Origin of the sequence: Sulfitobacter geojensis (genome assembly GCF_000622325.1) — a bacterium.
In the GTDB taxonomy this organism is placed as follows: domain Bacteria; phylum Pseudomonadota; class Alphaproteobacteria; order Rhodobacterales; family Rhodobacteraceae; genus Sulfitobacter; species Sulfitobacter geojensis.
On record NZ_JASE01000005.1, the window covers coordinates 1,161,391 to 1,179,324 of the forward strand.

Sequence of the window (17,934 nt, forward strand, 5' to 3'; positions counted from 1 at the left end):
CTAGAGGGGGCTTGCAAATTGGTGGGGCCGCAGGCGGCACATTTAGGGGCCGGATGCCCGCGCGCCTGCGCTGAAAACGCGTGTACCGGACGGGGCGACGAGGCCCCGTCCGGCAGGACCGTCAGGGACGGTTCATCACATGCCTGAAACGCCACGCTCTTTGTAGAACTCCATCGCGGCCGGATGGAAAGGTACACCCAGATCTGTCGCCATCTCTTCAACCGTCAGGCTCGCCATTGCCTTGCTGATCGCGCCGAAGCTTTCAGGGTTGTCGGCGACAGCCGCCAGAACCGCTTTGACGACGGTGCCGTCATAATCGCAGGGTGCAACCATATGCGTGTCATAGCTGATGGTGTGGATCGTTTCGTCAAAGCCGGGGTAGGAACCCGCCTTTACCTCACGATGCTGGAAGGCCGCGTTCTGGTCTTTGAAGTGCTTGAATGTTTCTTCGTCGATGTTGACCAGAACGATTTCGCGCGAAGAGGCCAGGTCCATCACGGAACCGGTTGGCAGGGATGAGCCAAGCGTGAAGAAATCCACTTGCCCGTCTTTCATTTGTGATGCGGAATCCGAATAGGATGTGTTCGACACGCTGGCCAGATCATCAAAAGACATGCCGGCGGTTGAAAGCAATTCGCGGGTCAGGAATTCGCCGGTGTTGCCCAGTTGTTGGGTTGTCAGACGTTTGCCTTTCATGTCGGCGATGGTTTTGATGCCTGAATCCGCCCGTGCAACGACCTGAAAGAACTGCGGATAAAGAACGCCGAGGTTGCAAACATTGGTTGTTGCTTTGCGAAATGGCTCTTTGCCGCTCAGGCTGTCAACCGTTGAGGTGGAGTTGGCGAAAGCAATTGCAAAGCGGCCCGCATCAACACCCACGACGTTGGACACACCGGCACCGGGGGTCACGGTGATGTTCATATCTGGGTTTTCACGTTCAACGATGGCCTTGATGGCACCGCCGACCGGATACCACGATCCGCCCTGCTGGCCGGTTGCCATTGTAAAGTCTTGCGCCTGCGCCGCGATTCCGGTGGCCGCGAAAAAGATTGTTGCCGCCGTTGTCCGGCGGATTGCTTTGGTAAGCGTGGACATAGAAACTCCTCCCGAGTTCAGATTTGAGCCGGATCGTTAGCGTCGATACCGTGCTACTCCCGTCTTGGCGCTACTGCACCAATGTCCGGCTAGACTGTCCTTGATTCCCGTCTCCTGTCAAATAAAAATACATATTTTGCAAAATTTTGCCATAAGTTGTCATGTTGAATACTGTATTCAGGTGAGGCTTATGGCTGAAATTTGGACTTTTCGCGCGGCTCACCCGCTATCAACGGGGTTCTGCTAATTGACAACTTGTCATACAGGTGTACCAATCAGCTAAAACGGGAGGACATAATGAGTAAGGCGTTTGCTGCATCCGGCTTTCTCGCCCGCGAGGCGACACTTAGCGATCAGGCGACCGAGGTCTTGCGGCATAACATCGTCAACGGCATTTGGGCCGTGGGTACGATGCTGCCATCGGAAACCTCTCTCGCTGGGAACCTTGACGTCAGCCGCACTGTCATTCGCGAAGCGGTATCGCGGTTGAAAGCAGAGGGAATGCTGTCCAGCCAACAAGGGCGCGGTGCCTTTGTTGCTAGCGACCGGCCGCGGATGGGATTCGCCATTCCCGAGCGCGATGTCGGAAGTCTGCGCAAGCTTTCCCAAATTCTCGAGTTGCGCTTGGGCCTGGAGATCGAGGCGGCGGCCATCGCTGCCCTGCGCAGCAGCGATCAGGCACGTGCCGCAATTCAGGCGGCGGCGGACGCCTTTGACGATGCGAGTGGCGGTGGCATCCCGGGCGTGTCCCAAGGGGTTACCACCGACTTGGACTTTCACCGTGCCATCTGTGACGCGACCGGCAACGACTATTATTTGGATTTTTTCAATTATCTGGGTGCAAGCCTGCGCGAAACCATGTTGGTCGGACGTCTGCAATCTGTCAGGCGTGGCAGTGAAAGCAACGAAGCCGTGCGCGAACACCATCTTATCGCTCAGGCGATAACAGCAGGCGATGCAACTTTGGCGCGGGACCGGATGCGATTGCACCTTGAGATGTCGAGCGAGCGTTTGCTTGAGAATCTTGAACCGGCGGACGATCAGCCGCAATGAGTGTCCCTGCCGCCCTGCATGCAGCACTGATCGCGCCACCCACTTTGACCATCGCACTGAGCGGCGGTATCGATAGCCTGACCTTGTCAGCCGCTGCCGCAGAGGTGCGCGGACGGCACGCAGTGATATTGTGCCATGCGGTTTCCCCCGCAGTTCCCGCTGCCGCGACAGCCCGCGCACAGCAATTTGCCCGCGATCGTGACCTTACGCTTCGCACTATTGATGCGGGCGAGTTCGCGGATGCGTCTTATCGCGCAAATCCTGTGAACCGATGTTATTTTTGCAAGAACAACCTTTATGGCTCCTTGTCCAAGCTGGGTGATTATGTGGCCGCGGGTACCAATCTCGATGATCTTTCTGACTTTAGACCGGGCCTGGTGGCAGCCGAGGAACATGGCGTTCTGCATCCGTTTGTGGCCGCGCAAATGACCAAGGATGACGTGCGCGCGCTGGCCCGTACGCTAGGGCTTGGTGATTTGTCAGAGCTTCCCGCCGCCCCCTGCCTTGCCAGCCGCATCGAAACGGGCCTGCGTGTGGAGCCTGCGGATTTGGCCGTCATTGATACTGTGGAGGAACGTCTGCGCAAAGCGCTGGGCAATGTTACACTGAGGTGCAGGCGCATGCAGGCAGGATGGCTGATCGAACTGGATGCTGCCGTACATGATGCCATGACGCAATCGCAGCAAGACGAGGTTCTGGCGCTTGCGAAGGATCTGATCCCCGCGCACGGCAAAATCGGCCTACGGGCCTACAAACGAGGAAGTGCATTTGTCCATGGATGAGCAGGCCGTGGATGGCCACCCAGACGTCACCTTTGATCGCAACCGCGCCCATCGCATCGGCATCGAAGAAGCCGTTTTATGCCAGTATAAGTCGGACTCCCAGATTGCGGCAATCTTGGGTGATGCCGTCACCGAAGGGCGCCGGCTGTTGATGACGCGTCTGCTTGAGCGGCAACATGCAGCACTGCCCGGGCCGTTGCGTTCTGCGCTGGATTACTGCGCTGTGTCGCGTAGCGGCATCCTTGGGCCGCTGCCAACTTTGGCCACAAGGCCGCGTGTTGCATTGGTCAGTGCCGGCACATCTGATGCGGGGCCGATGACAGAAGCAAAACGTACGCTGGCGTATGGTGGTATGGCGGCTACGGAAATTTCCGACGTTGGCGTTGCGGGTCTTTGGCGGTTGCTGGCGAAAGAAGACCAGCTGCGCGAAATGGATGTCGTGATCGTATTTGCGGGCATGGATGCGGCGCTGCCATCGGTGGTGGCCGGGCTGGTCGGGGGCGTCGTGATTGGGGTGCCGACCTCTGTCGGGTACGGCGTGGCACAGGGGGGGCGCGTGGCGCTCGATTCAATTTTGGCAAGCTGCGCCCCCGGTGTTACTGTTGTGAACATCGACAATGGATACGGCGCTGCCACATCGGCGCTGCGGATCGCCAATATGCTGCGACGGCAGGTGTACTAAGAGGGACCAGATTGGAACTAGCCAAGTTAAAGATTACCAAACGACAAACGCTTGCCGGTCAGCTCTATGGCCAAATTCTGGAACAGATCGTGTCGAACACGCTGGGGCAGGGGGAGCGCTTGCCCTCGGAACACGGGTTGGCCACCGCTTTTGGTGTGTCACGACCGGTCGTGCGCGAGGCGTTGAAGAAACTGCAAGAGGACGGGCTGGTCGAAGCGCGCCGTGGTGTCGGGACATTTGTGCGCCGCCGTCCGCCTGAAAAGCTGATCGAGTTTGCGACGGTTGATTCCGTTGCGGGGCTGATGCGCGCGATGGAGGCACGGGTCACCGTCGAACATGCAACCGCCCGGCTCGCCGCGCTGCGCGCCGGTCCAAAGGACCTTGCACGGATCGAATCCGCGCTGCAGAGGCTTGAGGAAACGATGGCCGTACGGACACCGTCGGTAGATTCCGACTATCAATTTCACCTCGCCATCGCGGCTGCTTCCGGCAACGAAGTGTTCGTGGACATGCTTGAGTGCACCCGCGATGCCATCGAGCGGGGCATAGACGTTGCCCAAAAGCTGACGCGTGAAGGTACGCAGGCCCGCCTGAACCTGGTAATGCGGGAACATCGCCAGATCTTCGAAGCCATCCGCGCCGGTGATGCAGAAGCGGCAGGCGTTTGCATGTCGCATCACCTGCTACAGGCACGCACCCGTATCACCGATCACGCCGAAAGCGCGTGAACCGACCCACGCTGACATCAAGGAACATCAGATGATTTATGACCACCGCACCTATATCTGTCGCCCCGGCACCATCAAAAAACACCTCGCGCTATATGCCGAACACGGCTATCCCGCGCAGCTGCGAATTCTCGGCATGCCGGTCCTATATGCGCAGACCGAAACGGGTGACGTAAATTCATTTGTGCATATCTGGCCCTACCGCGACGCGGCTGACCGCGCGGCGCGGCGTGCAGAACTGGCTGCTGATCCGGCGTGGCAGGCCTATCTCGCCAAAAGTGCCGAAGCCGGATATCTGGTGTCACAGATCAACAAGATACTGATGCCCGCCCCGTTCATGGCGGACTGATCTCAGGTCACAAGACAGGCTTCATCAATCCCGCGCCCTGCATCAAAGGCGCGGATATTGGCCGCCCAATGCGCCACCATCCGGTTCAGATTGTCCTCGGTACGCCCGCCGATATGGGGCAGGGCCACCACGTTATCCATTTTCAACAACGGGTTGTCCGCGTTGACGGGTTCCTGCGCAAACACGTCCAGTGCAGCGCCGGATAGAGAACCGGCTTGCAAGGCGGTGATCAGGGCGCTTTCGTCGATCAGCCCGCCGCGCCCTGTATTGACGACAAAGGCCCCCGGTTTCATCGTCGCGATCTGCGCTTTACCTAATGTATGCTGCGTGGCGGGCGTCAGGGGCATATGCAGGCTGACGATGTCGCAGGTCGAGAGGATTTCGTCCATCTGCGCGAAACGCGCCGTGGTTTGGTCATGCGGACCGGAGCGGCGATAATACATAACGTCACAGTCAAACCCTGTCAGACGTTTCGCCACAAGCTGGCCAATCGCCCCAAAGCCGATCAGACCCACGCTGCGGCCATTCAAATCACGCGCGCCGGGAATCAGCGCATCCTCGATCCAGTTACCCGCACACGTGTTGTTGTGATGCTGTGGCAAACGTCGCAACACGGCGAGCATCATCGCAATCGTCAGGTCCGCAACTGTCGGAGCGTTGACACCGGGGCTGCGCGCGACCGGCACGCCCAGTTCCTTGGCAACAGCAAGCGGGATCTGGTCCGTGCCGGTGCCCCATTGGTGGACGAGTTTAAGCCCGTCGGTGCTGCGCAACACGGCTTCGGGCAGGCCGGCACCACGCGCCACAATATAGGACGCGCCGCGCACAGTGGCGGTGAAGTCAGCCTCTGATGTGCTTGCGGGAAACCGCAGGTCAAGCCCGTGCGCGATGGCACGCACTTTGGCTTGCATCGCGTCCGACATCACGTCGAGGACAGCAACAGGACCGATCACGACACATCGCCCAGGTCGTCCGGCAAGACCGAGGTCGGAACATTTTGATAGGACACAGGGCGCAAGAACCGGCGGATCGCCAAGGTGCCGACCGACGTCGCCCCGAAGTTTGTCGAAGCGGGATAGGGGCCGCCGTGCACCATCGCATCGCAGACCTCAACGCCGGTCGGGAAGCCGTTTACCAGAACGCGGCCAGCCTTACGTTCCAGAATTGGCAATAATGCGCGGGCTTCGCCGGCGTCTTCGTCGTCCATGTGGATCGTTGCTGTCAGTTGTCCCTCAAACCCTTTTGCAAGTGCGCGCATGTCGTCGTCGGATGAAACCCGCACAACAAGACCCAAGGGGCCGAACACCTCCTCGCCCAAGGCATGATCCTGCAAATACGTATCAGCATCGGTTTCAAAAAGGTCGGGCCGCACAGCGCGTCCTTCGCTGACGCTATCAAGCAAGCAGCGCACGGCGTTACGGCCGGTAAAACGTGCTTTGCCATCGTGATAGGCCTGCGCAATGCCATCGGTCAGCATCACCTGTTCGGGCGCTTGTTCCAACGTGCCCTTGGCCGCCGCGACAAAGGCGTCGCCATCGGCCCCTTTGCGGACCACAGCAATACCGGGGTTGGTACAGAACTGGCCCGCCCCCATGGTCAGCGATCCGGCCCAGCCTTCGCCAATCGAGGCACCTCGTGCTTTGGCTGCGGCATCAAGGACAAACATCGGGTTGACCGAACCCAACTCCCCAAAAAACGGGATCGGCTCGGGACGTTGTGCGCATAGATCGAACAAGGCGCGGCCACCGCCGAGCGAACCGGTGAAGCCGACTGCTTTGATCAGCGGGTGCTGGACCAGCGCCTGACCGACGTCGCGTTTGCCCCCTTGGATCAGGGAGAACACACCCGGATGGACGCCGCAGGTCTTGATCGCGGCATGGATGGCTTCGGCGATGATTTCACCGGTGCCGGGGTGGGCGGAATGGCCTTTGACAACCACAGGACAGCCCGCAGCAAGTGCCGCAGCGGTGTCACCACCCGCGGTAGAGAAAGCCAGCGGGAAGTTCGACGCCCCGAAAACCGCAATCGGACCAATCGGGCGTTGCATCATTCGGATTTCAGGGCGCGGTGCGGGCGCGCGGTCGGGCTGGGCGCTGTCGACACGGCGGTCAAGATAATCGCCCTTGCGGATGTGGTCGGCGAACAGGCGCAACTGTCCGGTGGTGCGGCCCCGCTCGCCTTGCAATCGGGCGGTGGGCAGGCCGGATTCACGGCTGCCGATTTCGGTGATGGCTTCGGCGCGGGCTTCGATCTCATCTGCGATGGTGTCAAGGAATTTTGCCCGCTCTTCGCGTGGCGTGTAGCCGTAACTCCAAAAGGCATCTTCGGCAGCGGCGCAGGCGGCGTCAACTTGCGCGGGCGTGCCGATCTGGAACTCATCTGTGTGACCCGTGGCGGGCGCATTGGCGAAAACCGCCCCGCCGCCGATCCACTCTCCGGCGATAAGATGTTTACCATGGGGTTTGAAAACGAATGAATTTGCGGTCATGTGAGGTGTCCTTCGGCTGGTGTGTCGGGTCGTTTTTCGGGTGTGGTTCTGTTGGGTTAGGTGGCGTTTTTGATGTCGCTTACCATGGCATCCATATGGCGGGTCAAAAGCCATGCATCACCTGCTATGGCCACAAATTCGAAACCCTGATCAAAGTACCGCTGCGCTGTTTCAGCGCCGTAGCCCAGAATGCCTCCGGGCAGGCCAGCGGCGTGAATGGCCGCGATTGCCTGTGAGATTTGTTCCTGCACGTCTTTATGCATCGGATTTCCTGCATGCCCCATAGAGGCGGCCAGATCACCGGGTCCGACAAAAATTGCATCGACACCGGCGATAGCTGCAATGGCGGGGATATTCCCGACGGCTTCTGCGGTTTCGACCTGGACGATCACACAAAGCGCATCGGCATAGGTCGACAGATAGTCGGTTTGCCGTCCGTAATTGTTTGCCCGAACCGTTGCGGAAATGCCGCGCACACCCTGGGGTGGATAGCGGGTCCAAGAGACCGCTCTTTCGGCGTCGGCAGCCGTTTGGATCATCGGGAACATGAAATTGCGCACGCCGATATCCAGCAGTCGTTTTGTCATGGTCTGCTCTGAAACGGGCGGGCGTACGATTATTTCAGCTGGCGTAACGCAGGGGGCGCTTTGTGCGGCGCGCAGGTGGTCGGTTATCTGCGAAAGGTCGTTGGGGGAATGTTCCATATCCAGCAGCAACCAGTCGATCCCGCTTCCGGCGGCGATTTCAGTTGCGGTGGGCGCGCAGAGCGACAGCCAAAAGCCTGCTTTGCGGCTGTGTCGCGTCAACGATTGTCTGAGTGGAGAATGGGACATTTGTGCCTTGCCTTTCGAAATGGTATCGACAAATCATCTGATACGGTAATATATTACTTCGGGCAACCCGTATGTTTTCGGTGGTTTGCACAGGTTTGACCATCGGGAGGGGCACCATGACACAGAGTAAGAAATCAGCCGATGCGCTACGCAGCGCACGGTGGTTCGCGCCGGATGACCTACGCAGTTTTGGCCATCGGTCGCGGATGATGCAGATGGGACTGGGCCCTGAAGACTGGGAAGGACGCCCCGTGATCGGCATCCTGAACACATGGTCCGAGATGAACCCCTGCCACCTGCATTTTCGCGACCGCGCGGAGGATGTGAAAAAAGGAATCGCACAGGCCGGCGGGCTGGGATTGGAGATCCCGACCATCTCGATTGACGAGAGTTTCACCAAGCCCACGTCGATGCTGTACCGCAATATGATCGCGATGGAGACCGAAGAGACAATACGCTCGCATCCTTTGGATGGTGTCGTCCTGATGGGCGGTTGTGACAAATCCACGCCCGGTTTGACAATGGGCGCGATCAGCGCGGGCGTGCCGTTTATCTATCTGCCCGCGGGGCCGATGCTGCGCGGCAATTATGCGGGCCGAGCATTGGGATCCGGGTCAGACGCGTGGAAATTCTGGGATGAACGCCGTGCTGGTACGATCAGCCAGCAGGAATGGCTGGGCGTAGAGGGCGGTATCGCGCGCTCTTACGGGCATTGTATGACGATGGGTACGGCGTCAACGATGACGGCCATTGCCGAGGCGATGGGGCTGTGCCTGCCGGGGGCCTCTTCTATTCCTGCGGCAGATGCGGGACACAAGCGGATGAGCGCGTCTTGCGGACGCCGCATTGTCGATATGGTGTGGGAGGATCTGACGCCGGATCGTGTGGTGACACCGGCGTCGGTGCGCAATGCAGCCACGGTGGCGATGGCAACGGGTTGTTCCACAAATGCGGTGGTGCATCTGTTGGCAATGGCGCGGCGTGCGGGCGTTGCGCTGGATCTGGACGATCTGGATGCGCTGGGGCGCACAACGCCCTTGATCGCCAACATCCGTCCCTTGGGTGATGAATATCTGATGGAGGATTTCTATTTCGCGGGTGGTTTACGCGCGTTGATGGATCAGCTGGGCGACAAGCTGGACCGTGATGCGATCACCTGCACTGGCAAGCCCTTGTCTGACGGGATTGCAGGCGCGCCAGTCTACAACGACGATGTGATCCGTCCGCTCTCCAATCCGGTTTACGCAGAGGGGTCTCTGGCCGTGTTGCGGGGCAATCTGTGCCCGAATGGAGCGGTGATTAAACCGGCGTCTTGTGATCCGAAGTATTACAAACACGAAGGACCTGCGCTGGTTTTTGACAGCTATCCCGAAATGAAGGCGGCGATTGACGATGAAGATCTGGATGTAACGCCCGATCATGTTTTGGTGCTGCGCAATGCAGGGCCGCAGGGCGGACCGGGTATGCCGGAATGGGGCATGTTACCGATGCCCAAGGCGCTGTTGAAACAGGGCCACCGCGATATGCTGCGCATTTCCGATGCGCGGATGTCGGGCACATCTTACGGGGCTTGTATCCTGCATGTCGCACCGGAATCCTTTGTTGGGGGACCGCTGGCGCTGCTGAAAACCGGCGATATCGTGCGTATGGATCTAGAGGCACGCAGCCTTGATATGTTGGTGGACGACGCAGAACTTGCCGCACGCCGCGCCGCATGGGTGGCACCCGAGCCGCGCTTTGAACGGGGCTGGGGCTATATGTTCCAGCGCCATGTGGGACAAGCGGACCAAGGCTGTGATTTTGATTACCTAACCGCAGAATTCGGCCGCACAGCGGGCGAGCCCGACATTTTCTAAAGGACTACACCGATGGCACATGACCTTGAACGCGCTCTGACGGGCATCTCCGGCATTCTTGTCACGCCCTATGACACGGCGGGAGAGATCGCACCGCCCAAGCTGGCCCCGATCATCGACAGGGCCATCGGCGCGGGTGTTCACATGCCTGTCGTCAACGGCAATACCGGCGAGTTTTACGCGCTGACCACGGATGAGGCCTGCACGATGGTGCGCGAAGTGGCCGCTATGGTCGGCGATCGCGCGCCGCTGCTGGCGGGGGTGGGGCGCGGGGTGCGTGACGCCTGTAAGCTGGCGCGCGCCAGTGCCGATGCCGGAGCGGCGGCGCTGATGATTCATCAGCCGCCTGATCCGTTTGTCTCTCCGCGTGGCGCGGTTGATTACATCAAGGCAGTGCGCGATGCGTCGGGCGGTTTGCCGGTGATGCTGTATCTGCGCAATGATGCGATGGGGCCTGAAGGCATCGCGCGCCTGTGCGAGGCGGGTGGCGTGAAGGGCGTGAAATGGGCGACACCCAATCCGCTGAACCTTGCCGCAGCCATTGCCGCCTGTCCGGATGATATCGTCTGGGTCGGTGGCTTGGCCGAAGTTTGGGCACCGCCGCTCTATGCTGTTGGCGCACGCGGTTTCACATCGGGGTTGATTAACGTCTGGCCGGAACGCTCCATGGCCATTCACGCAGCGCTCGATGCTGGAAACTATCCGGCGGCGAACCGCTTGATCGCTGGCATGCGCACCTTTGAGGACATCCGCGCCGAAGAGCATAACGGCACCAACGTCACAGGCGTAAAGGCGGCGCTTATCGCCATCGGGCAGGATTGTGGGCCGACACGTCCGCCCTCGGCCTGGCCCTTGACGGAGCGCCAGCAAAAAGCCCTCGATGATTTCGTAACGGAAAACGCATTAGCCGAATTGCAGGAGAAGACCGCATGAACCCCGATACACGTGAAAAACTGATGAATGTCTCTGTCGCAACCCTTGCCACGGCGCTCTATAAACGGGGGCTGCGCAATCAGGTGGTGCAGGGCGTTGGCCCCGTGTCACGCAAGGGGCGCAATATGGTGGGGCCCGCGTTCACGCTGCGCTATATGCCGGCCCGCGAGGACCGCAATCAACTGGTTGAATTTCGCAATCCCGAACATCCGCAACGCGTCGCGGTCGAGACCTGCCCCGAGGGCCATGTTCTGGTCATGGACAGCCGGAAAGATCCGCGTGCGGCGAGTGCCGGTGATATTCTGATCACCCGCTTGATGATGCGGGGCGCGGCAGGTGTGGTGACGGATGGCGGGTTGCGAGATGCGGCGACTATTGGCGAACTGGACATCCCGTCCTATCACGCCCGTCCCTCGAGCCCGACAAACCTGACACTGCATGAGGCGATCGAGATTAATTGCCCCATCGGGTGCGGTGATGCAGCCGTTTTTCCCGGTGATATCATGGTGGGTGACGACGACTGCGTCATCATCATTCCCGCAGATCTTGCAGAAGAAGTGGCAGATGAGGCCGTGGAGATGACCGCCTATGAGGATTTTGTTGTATCAGAGGTCAAGTCGGGCGCGGGGATCATCGGTCTATACCCCGCGACGGACCCTGCCAATCTGGAAAAATTCGCAGAATGGCGCAACGCGCAGAACCGCTAGGTCAGGGTTTGTCCGGCGCGAAATAGTCGGGAAATGCGGCGCGCTTTTCGGTCATGCGACCCAAGGTGCGCTGCAAATGGCTGCGCAGTGATGTCATGGCGCGGTCGGGATCATTTGCCGCAATGCCATCCAGAATTTCGGTATGCCCCGCAATCACCTGACGGTTGTTGACCATCCTTGCCGCGCTGTCGCCCTCGTCCAGATCAAGGCGACGCAGACGTTCAAGGTGCCCTGCGTGACTGCGCAAGATGCGCTGGCTGTGGGCGTGTCCTGCAGCCGCGAATAGCGTTTGGTGGAACATTTCGTCCAGCTCCTGAAAGGTTGGCATATCCGCCGGATTCTCGGCGATGCCAGCTTGAAGGGATACGATGCTGCGCAGGCGGGCCAGATCTTCGGGGGCGATATCGGTTGCCAGCGTGCGCACAACTTCTGTCTCCAATGCGATCCGCATAAACTGTGCCTCAAGGATTGCCGTGGTGTCGATCTGCGTGACAAGGGTACGTGATTGCGGAAAAATCTGCACCAGCCCTTCTTTTGCAAGCTGTTGTAGGGCGTCGCGCAGAGGCGTCAGGCTGACACCGTGGGTTTCTGCAAGTTCTGCCCGCAGCAAGGGCGTGCCCGGCGGCAGGTCCAGCCGGACAATCCCGTCGCGCAATTTCGCATAAACACCACGCCCGGTTGGCCCGCCCTCGAAAAGGGCAAGCCCCGCATCAACGCCAAGAATGCCGCCTTCCAGCGCTTTGTGCGGCTTCGTTTTGTCCGGGTTGGATTCATTCATTGCGAGGGCTCTTTACTTCTGTTAAATCTAATATATCAGTTATCGGACCCCTGCAGAAGCCCCTTTTTAATGATCCGAAAGCGAGTGCAAGATGAACGGTCAAACCATGCAGAATACCACACGCACGCGCGCGATGTTGCTGGAGGCTGGCGACAACATCATTGTCGCGACAGGCGATATCGAAGAAGGCACGCAGCTGCTGGAACATGGGATCACCGTAAATCACCAAACGCCGCAGGGCCACAAGATTGCGATCCGAAATATCCAAAGCGGTGCACCGATCCTGAAGTTCGGGACGGTCATCGGCTATGCCGCGCAGAATATCGCACCGGGCGACTGGCTGCACAGCCACAACATCAGGTTCGACGCGGTCGACAAGGACTATGCCTTTGCGCGTGACTACAAGCCCACGGCGATTTTGCCGAAAGCAGAACGCGCCCGCTTTATGGGGATCCGCCGCGCGAACGGGCAGGTTGGCACGCGCAATTACATCGGCTTGTTTGTGACGGTAAACTGTTCGGCCACGGTGGCGCGCAAGATCGGCAATTACTTTGACGAAGAACGCATGGAGGCATGGGAGAATGTCGACGGTGTGATCCCCTTCATCCACGATTCCGGTTGCGGGATGGAGTTGACGGGCGAACCGATGGACCTGTTGCGGCGCACCTTGGCGGGCTACATTCGCCATCCGAATATGGCCGGTGCTGTCGTCTTGTCGCTGGGATGCGAACGTAACAATCTGGCGCAGTTCTTTGAAGAACAAGGGCTTGCCGAGGGCAAGATGCTCAAGACTATTACCATGCAGCATGTCGGCGGCACCGCGCGCGCGATTGCCGATGGCAAAGAAGCGGTGAAGGAAATGCTGGCCCAAGCCAACAAGGTCCGGCGCGAACCCTGTTCCGCCGAACATATCACCATCGGGATGCAATGCGGCGGATCAGACGGATTGTCGGGCTTGTCCGCCAATCCGGGGCTGGGCGCGGCGGCGGATATTCTGGTGCGCAACGGCGGCACGGCGATCCTGTCGGAAACGCCTGAAATCTTCGGCGTCGAACATTTGCTGACCCGCCGTGCGCGGACCGCTGATATCGGGGCCAAACTGGTCGAGCGCATGGACTGGTGGCTGGAGTACACCAAGGGGCGCGACACGCAGATCAACGGTGTTGTAAGTCCGGGAAACCAGGCGGGCGGGTTGGCGAATGTGTTGGAAAAATCGCTGGGCGGGGCCAAGAAAAGCGGCAGCACCGGATTGATGGAAGTCTACCGCTACGCCGAACCTGTCACCCAGAAAGGGTTGGTTTTTATGGACACGCCGGGGTTTGATCCGGTCTCTGCCACAGGGCAGATTGCGGGCGGCGCGAACCTGATCTGTTTCACGACGGGTCGGGGGTCCTGTTTCGGTTCCTACCCGTCACCGACAATCAAACTGGCCTCCAACACGCCGATGTATACGCAGATGCGCGATGACATGGACATCAACTGCGGTACGGTGATTGACGGTGAACAAAGCATCGAAGAGCTGGGCCAGACGATCTTCGAGCATATTCTAGCGGTAGCATCCGGCAGCTACAGCAAATCCGAAGCTATGGGCGTGGGCGAAGAAGAATTCGCACCCTGGCCCATCGGCGTAACAGGCTAAAACCACAGGACCATGATAATGACCCCGAACTATGTCAAACTTGTTGAAAATACGCCGCTGCCGCGTGTTGTTCTGTGCCGCCAGAAATTCGCAGCGACCCGTATTGATGATCCCGCCGCTGCGGTGAAAGACGCAATGCAAGCCGCTTGCGTGGACAAGATCAAACCGGGCATGTCCATTGCGATCACTGCGGGCAGCCGCGGGTTGGCGTCGTTGCCCGAGCTTTTGGCGGCGATTGTGGATCAGGTCCGCGCACGCGGCGCGCATCCTTTCGTGGTGCCCGCCATGGGCAGCCACGGCGGGGCCACGGCGGAGGGGCAATCGGCGCTTTTGGCCAAGCTGGGCGTCACGGAGGAAACTGTAGGCTGTGAAATCCGCTCCGGTATGGAAACGGATGAAATTGGCGTCTTGGACAATGGCATGTCCGTGCGGATCGACCGCCATGCCAATGCGGCGGACGGGATCATCCTGTTCAACCGGATCAAGCCGCACACGTCCTTTCGCGCCCCCAATGAAAGCGGATTGGCCAAAATGCTGTCGATCGGTCTTGGCAATCAATCGGGGGCCGAGAACTGCCATGCGCGCGGCATTGATAATGTCGGCATCTTCGTGGCGCATATGGCGCGGATGAAGCTGGAACGCTGCAAAGTACTGTTCGGTCTCGGTACGATTGAGAACGCCTATGACGAACTGTCGCGCGTCGTCGCTCTGGACAGTGAAGGGATGCTGGAGGCGGAAGCGCCGTTGTTGCAGGAAGCGATGCGCAACATGCCGCGCCTTCCTTTGGGACCGCTGGATCAACCGACGGCGACGGGCGAACTGGATGTTTTGGTTGTCGACGAAATCGGCAAGGAGTTTTCGGGCACCGGCATGGATCCGAACATTACCCACCGCTTTTCCAGCCCCAAGATGCAGGTGCATCTGCATATTTCGCGGCTTGCCGCCCTTGGCCTGTCACCGCGCAGCAACGGCAACGGCAATGGCGCCGCACGCGCCGATGTGGTGACCGAGCGGCTTGAGGCGGATTTCGACCGTGAGGCGGTCTATGCCAATGCGTTGACGTCGCAGGTGCTTATGCAGGCAAAAATGCCGATGGTCATGCCCTGTGATCGCACAGCGATCCAGACAGCGATCAAGACCTGTGGCGCGGCGGACATCACGCAGGTCCGCTTGTTGCGCATCCCCAACACGCTAAAACTCGAATATCTTTATGCCTCAGAGGCGATGCTGCCCGAGTTGCGCGAACGTGAGGGTTTCGAGGTGATTGGCGAACCGGAAGAGATGCATTTCGAAGGGGGGCTGTTGGCCGCCAACTGGCCGGATGCCCACGCATGAGCGGGTTGGGGTTGCACATCCACCTCGATCCTGTTGGCGGTGCTGCGGGCGACATGTTCATCGCCGCGATGCTACACCTGCGCCCCGATCTGAAAGAACGCGTGATGGCGGATGTCGCGGCGGTCCTGCCGGATGGTGTGGGGCAGGCGCGGTTTAGCGAACATATGGCGTCAGGCATCACCGCACGCCGGTTCAATCTGGAACTCGCCACCGGTGGCAGCGCGGCGCGGCATGGGGTGGAAACTACCTATAGCGCGATGCGCAAATTGCTGGAGGCCGCCGATCTGTCGGAAGGCACCGCATCAGCCGCTTGTGCCATACTCCACCGGATTGCCGAGGCAGAAGCCCGCGTGCATGACATCCCGATTGAACGTGTGCATTTCCACGAAATCGCCGATTGGGATGCCCTGATGGACGTGACCGCAGCGGGTAGCATTTGCGCGGCCCTCAAGGGCGCGACATTTAGTCTGGGTGCATTGCCTTTGGGTGGTGGTCTGGTCGATACGGCCCATGGCAAACTGCCGGTGCCTGCACCAGCAACTGCATTGATCCTTGAAGGATATGACTGGCACGATGATGGCGTCGCCGGTGAACGGGTGACACCTACAGGTGCGGCAATCCTTGCGCATGTTACGGACGGTGAACCCGTATCGGCGCGCCCCGCGGGGCGTCTGCGCGGTAATGGTTCCGGTGCAGGGATGCGCGAATTATCAGGAATGCCGAACATCTTGCGCGCAAGCATGTTCGACACGGCACAAGGCGGATTTGAACAGGACCGTCTGGTCCAGCTTGCATGCGATATTGACGATATGACAGGCGAGGAGTTGGGGGCCGCCGCGGATACCCTGCGAGAGATTTCCGGCGTTGTTGATCTGGTTCTGCTGCAAGGGCAAGGTAAAAAATCGCGTCCTTTCAACAGGATTGAGGTTCTCGTCCGGCCCCATCTGGCGGAGGCCGTTGCGGCACGTATTTTTGATCTGACATCGACAATAGGTCTGCGCCGCACCACCGTTGAACGGTTGCTTTTGCCCCGCAGTTTGGAAACCGGCGCGAATGGTGTAGGGCGCAAAAGAACCCGCCGCCCTGCGGGTCACGAGACGCTGAAAGCCGAAAGCGATGACCTGTCGATGGCCGACACCCTCGCCGCGCGCCGCAGCCTTGCGATCACAACAGAAACTGACAAGTGATGTCGAATATGTCGCGATCTTACGTGTCGGCTCGACCTGCCATTAAGTTGTTATAAGGGCAGGGCTCCCGTCCTGATGCATAGAGCTTTCGGGTTTCGCTAAATCAGACTGCCGTTCGGGGGCTTTGCACCCCAATGCGCGCGCCGGCCTTCGCCGAAAGGGCGCGCGCAATCATTTGAAACTGTCGCTTTCACCTAATGGCGCGCGTTCATCCAGATCAGTTTTTTGACCTGCATGTTGGTCAACTGCAACTGAACCCTCTTGCCCGCACGGGGCCGCGTCTTGGCTTTGAAGGTCACGCTGCGAGCTTCTGAATTGAACGGTTTCACCAGATGCACGTGGTACAGAACCGATCCATCGGCGCGACACTCGATGCCGGTAATGTTGCCAACATGTGCTCCCTCCGAGCTGACCAAGCGGCGATCATTGGTGTTGCATTCATCGCTTTCGAGAGCGGCAGTTCCTTCAACCGGACCATCGTTCGGGTTGGTTGCCGTTGATGGTGTATTTGTCGGCTCTTCAGGTTCAGGCTCCGGTTCCGGCTCCGGTTCTGGTTCGGGCTCTGGCTCCGGTTCGGGCTCAGGTTCCGGTTCTGGTTCCGGCGATTTGTCGGGATCAGTGCCGCCCTTATCCGGGGACACATCGTCGCCTTTTGAAACGCCTCCCTCTTTGCCACTCACATCCGTGCCATTAATTGCGGCAGCGGGGGCGGCCAGTGTGAAAACCAACAGCGCGGTCGCGGCCAAAGTGCTCATCAATTTCGCTATGGTCATTGCAGATATCCTCCTTGAAAAAATCATTTCGCCATCAGCTAAATATTAACGATATGTTAACCTTTCTCGCTCTGGAAGGGATGGAAAAAAGCTTGAGAAACACTCCACTACCGGAGGTTCTCAAGGTTCCAAAATGGGTCACCCCCGCTAAGGTGTTGAAAAATATAGCGCCATTCAGGGGGGTGGCGGAGGCTCAACCGGAAAGCGCGCCGGTTCAATTAGCAACGCCCCATTGTGGCTATTTCGTTTTCAGGATCAATCTCGGTTAAACCGACCTATTGTCCATTTTCCGCAACTCAGGACAGGTGATTCCTGTGATCGTCATCATTTCCCGTGCGTGTCCGGCGGTGTAAATTTTTGCCTGTTTGCAGATTGGGAAAGTAGCGGGGGCATATCGTCCCATGCCCCCGCTTTCTGTAAAATCCGGTTACGTTATCAAAGGCCTGAAACAGTTGTCGCCAGCGCCTGATTTTCGGCGGCGACCCTTTGTTGAACCGCTGCGCAGGCATCCAGATTGCCGGCCATGCATGCCGCATCGATCTGTTCGCGTGCAGAAAGCTCTGCCGGTGTTTCGCAGGCGCTCAGGCAAAGAGCGGCCAGAATGAGATATGGTTTCATTGTCGTTTCTTTCTATTTTTATTCGTGGCCACCGCAGCAAAGGGTCAAATGACTGATTGCATCCGCGTTTTTTGCTGGCGGTGGGTCTGTTTCGTATT

The 17,934-nt window shown here is 59.1% G+C and carries 18 protein-coding genes; 11 read left to right on the forward strand and 7 right to left on the reverse strand.

What is annotated here, in order from left to right:
- Window positions 1-135: 135 nt before the first annotated feature.
- Window positions 136-1,095 (reverse strand): TAXI family TRAP transporter solute-binding subunit, encoded by a 960-nt coding sequence (locus Z947_RS0107635; protein WP_025043716.1) that lies wholly within the window; start codon window positions 1,093-1,095, stop codon window positions 136-138.
- Window positions 1,096-1,392: 297 nt separating this feature from the next.
- Between Z947_RS0107635 and Z947_RS0107640 the strand changes: the two genes are divergently transcribed.
- From Z947_RS0107640 to Z947_RS0107660, 5 genes are read left to right on the forward strand one after another with little or no spacing between them, the layout of a single operon-like run.
- Window positions 1,393-2,148, forward strand: coding sequence for a FadR/GntR family transcriptional regulator (locus Z947_RS0107640; RefSeq protein WP_025043717.1), 756 nt, complete (start codon window positions 1,393-1,395; stop codon window positions 2,146-2,148).
- Window positions 2,145-2,930, forward strand: coding sequence for an ATP-dependent sacrificial sulfur transferase LarE (gene larE, locus Z947_RS0107645; protein WP_025043718.1), 786 nt, complete (start codon window positions 2,145-2,147; stop codon window positions 2,928-2,930). Before Z947_RS0107640 ends, larE begins: the two co-directional genes overlap by 4 nt.
- Window positions 2,923-3,612 (forward strand): nickel pincer cofactor biosynthesis protein LarB, encoded by a 690-nt coding sequence (gene larB, locus Z947_RS0107650; RefSeq protein ID WP_037938772.1) that lies wholly within the window; start codon window positions 2,923-2,925, stop codon window positions 3,610-3,612. The genes larE and larB overlap by 8 nt, the downstream gene beginning before the upstream one ends.
- Window positions 3,613-3,623: 11 nt before the next feature.
- A complete protein-coding gene (locus Z947_RS0107655) occupies window positions 3,624-4,340 on the forward strand; it encodes a FadR/GntR family transcriptional regulator (RefSeq protein WP_025043720.1) in 717 nt (238 codons plus the stop codon).
- Between the two features lie 31 nt (window positions 4,341-4,371).
- Window positions 4,372-4,689, forward strand: coding sequence for an NIPSNAP family protein (locus Z947_RS0107660; protein ID WP_025043721.1), 318 nt, complete (start codon window positions 4,372-4,374; stop codon window positions 4,687-4,689).
- Between the two features lie 2 nt (window positions 4,690-4,691).
- Here Z947_RS0107660 and Z947_RS0107665 read toward each other — a convergent pair whose 3' ends face one another.
- The 3 genes from Z947_RS0107665 to Z947_RS0107675 are packed head-to-tail and all read right to left on the reverse strand — an operon-like array spanning window position 4,692 to window position 8,010.
- Window positions 4,692-5,642, reverse strand: coding sequence for a 2-hydroxyacid dehydrogenase (locus Z947_RS0107665; RefSeq protein ID WP_025043722.1), 951 nt, complete (start codon window positions 5,640-5,642; stop codon window positions 4,692-4,694).
- The gene (locus Z947_RS0107670; protein WP_025043723.1) at window positions 5,639-7,177 is read right to left on the reverse strand and encodes an aldehyde dehydrogenase (NADP(+)); all 1,539 of its coding nucleotides are present in this window, start codon (window positions 7,175-7,177) and stop codon (window positions 5,639-5,641) included. The genes Z947_RS0107665 and Z947_RS0107670 overlap by 4 nt, the downstream gene beginning before the upstream one ends.
- A 56-nt stretch (window positions 7,178-7,233) precedes the next feature.
- A complete protein-coding gene (locus Z947_RS0107675; RefSeq protein ID WP_025043724.1) occupies window positions 7,234-8,010 on the reverse strand; it encodes an HpcH/HpaI aldolase family protein in 777 nt (258 codons plus the stop codon).
- Between the two features lie 116 nt (window positions 8,011-8,126).
- Here Z947_RS0107675 and araD point away from each other — a divergent pair, with 116 nt between their 5' ends.
- Genes araD through Z947_RS0107690 form a run of 3 tightly spaced genes read left to right on the forward strand, consistent with a single transcriptional unit; the run spans window position 8,127 to window position 11,506 of the window.
- Entirely contained in the window at window positions 8,127-9,866 is a 1,740-nt protein-coding gene (araD, locus tag Z947_RS0107680) for an L-arabinonate dehydratase (protein ID WP_025043725.1), read from the forward strand.
- A gap of 12 nt (window positions 9,867-9,878) precedes the next feature.
- Entirely contained in the window at window positions 9,879-10,799 is a 921-nt protein-coding gene (locus tag Z947_RS0107685) for a dihydrodipicolinate synthase family protein (RefSeq protein ID WP_025043726.1), read from the forward strand.
- Window positions 10,796-11,506 carry a ribonuclease activity regulator RraA gene (locus Z947_RS0107690; protein WP_025043727.1) on the forward strand — a complete coding sequence of 237 codons (711 nt, stop codon included), beginning with the start codon at window positions 10,796-10,798 and terminating at the stop codon, window positions 11,504-11,506. The genes Z947_RS0107685 and Z947_RS0107690 overlap by 4 nt, the downstream gene beginning before the upstream one ends.
- Window position 11,507: 1 nt before the next feature.
- Here Z947_RS0107690 and Z947_RS0107695 read toward each other — a convergent pair whose 3' ends face one another.
- A complete protein-coding gene (locus Z947_RS0107695; protein ID WP_025043728.1) occupies window positions 11,508-12,284 on the reverse strand; it encodes a GntR family transcriptional regulator in 777 nt (258 codons plus the stop codon).
- Window positions 12,285-12,375: 91 nt separating this feature from the next.
- Here Z947_RS0107695 and Z947_RS0107700 point away from each other — a divergent pair, with 91 nt between their 5' ends.
- The 3 genes from Z947_RS0107700 to larC are packed head-to-tail and all read left to right on the forward strand — an operon-like array spanning window position 12,376 to window position 16,445.
- Window positions 12,376-13,923 carry a UxaA family hydrolase gene (locus Z947_RS0107700; RefSeq protein ID WP_240477521.1) on the forward strand — a complete coding sequence of 516 codons (1,548 nt, stop codon included), beginning with the start codon at window positions 12,376-12,378 and terminating at the stop codon, window positions 13,921-13,923.
- 18 nt (window positions 13,924-13,941) lie between these two features.
- Entirely contained in the window at window positions 13,942-15,258 is a 1,317-nt protein-coding gene (locus Z947_RS0107705) for a nickel pincer cofactor-dependent isomerase, group 22 (protein ID WP_025043730.1), read from the forward strand.
- Complete coding sequence (gene larC, locus Z947_RS20860) at window positions 15,255-16,445, forward strand: nickel pincer cofactor biosynthesis protein LarC (protein WP_025043731.1); 1,191 nt, start codon at window positions 15,255-15,257, stop codon at window positions 16,443-16,445. Before Z947_RS0107705 ends, larC begins: the two co-directional genes overlap by 4 nt.
- Before the next feature lie 194 nt (window positions 16,446-16,639).
- Here larC and Z947_RS22260 read toward each other — a convergent pair whose 3' ends face one another.
- Window positions 16,640-17,218 carry a hypothetical protein gene (locus Z947_RS22260; protein ID WP_025043732.1) on the reverse strand — a complete coding sequence of 193 codons (579 nt, stop codon included), beginning with the start codon at window positions 17,216-17,218 and terminating at the stop codon, window positions 16,640-16,642.
- Window positions 17,219-17,653: 435 nt separating this feature from the next.
- Window positions 17,654-17,836, reverse strand: coding sequence for a hypothetical protein (locus Z947_RS0107720; RefSeq protein ID WP_025043733.1), 183 nt, complete (start codon window positions 17,834-17,836; stop codon window positions 17,654-17,656).
- Between the last annotated feature and the right edge of the window lie 98 nt (window positions 17,837-17,934).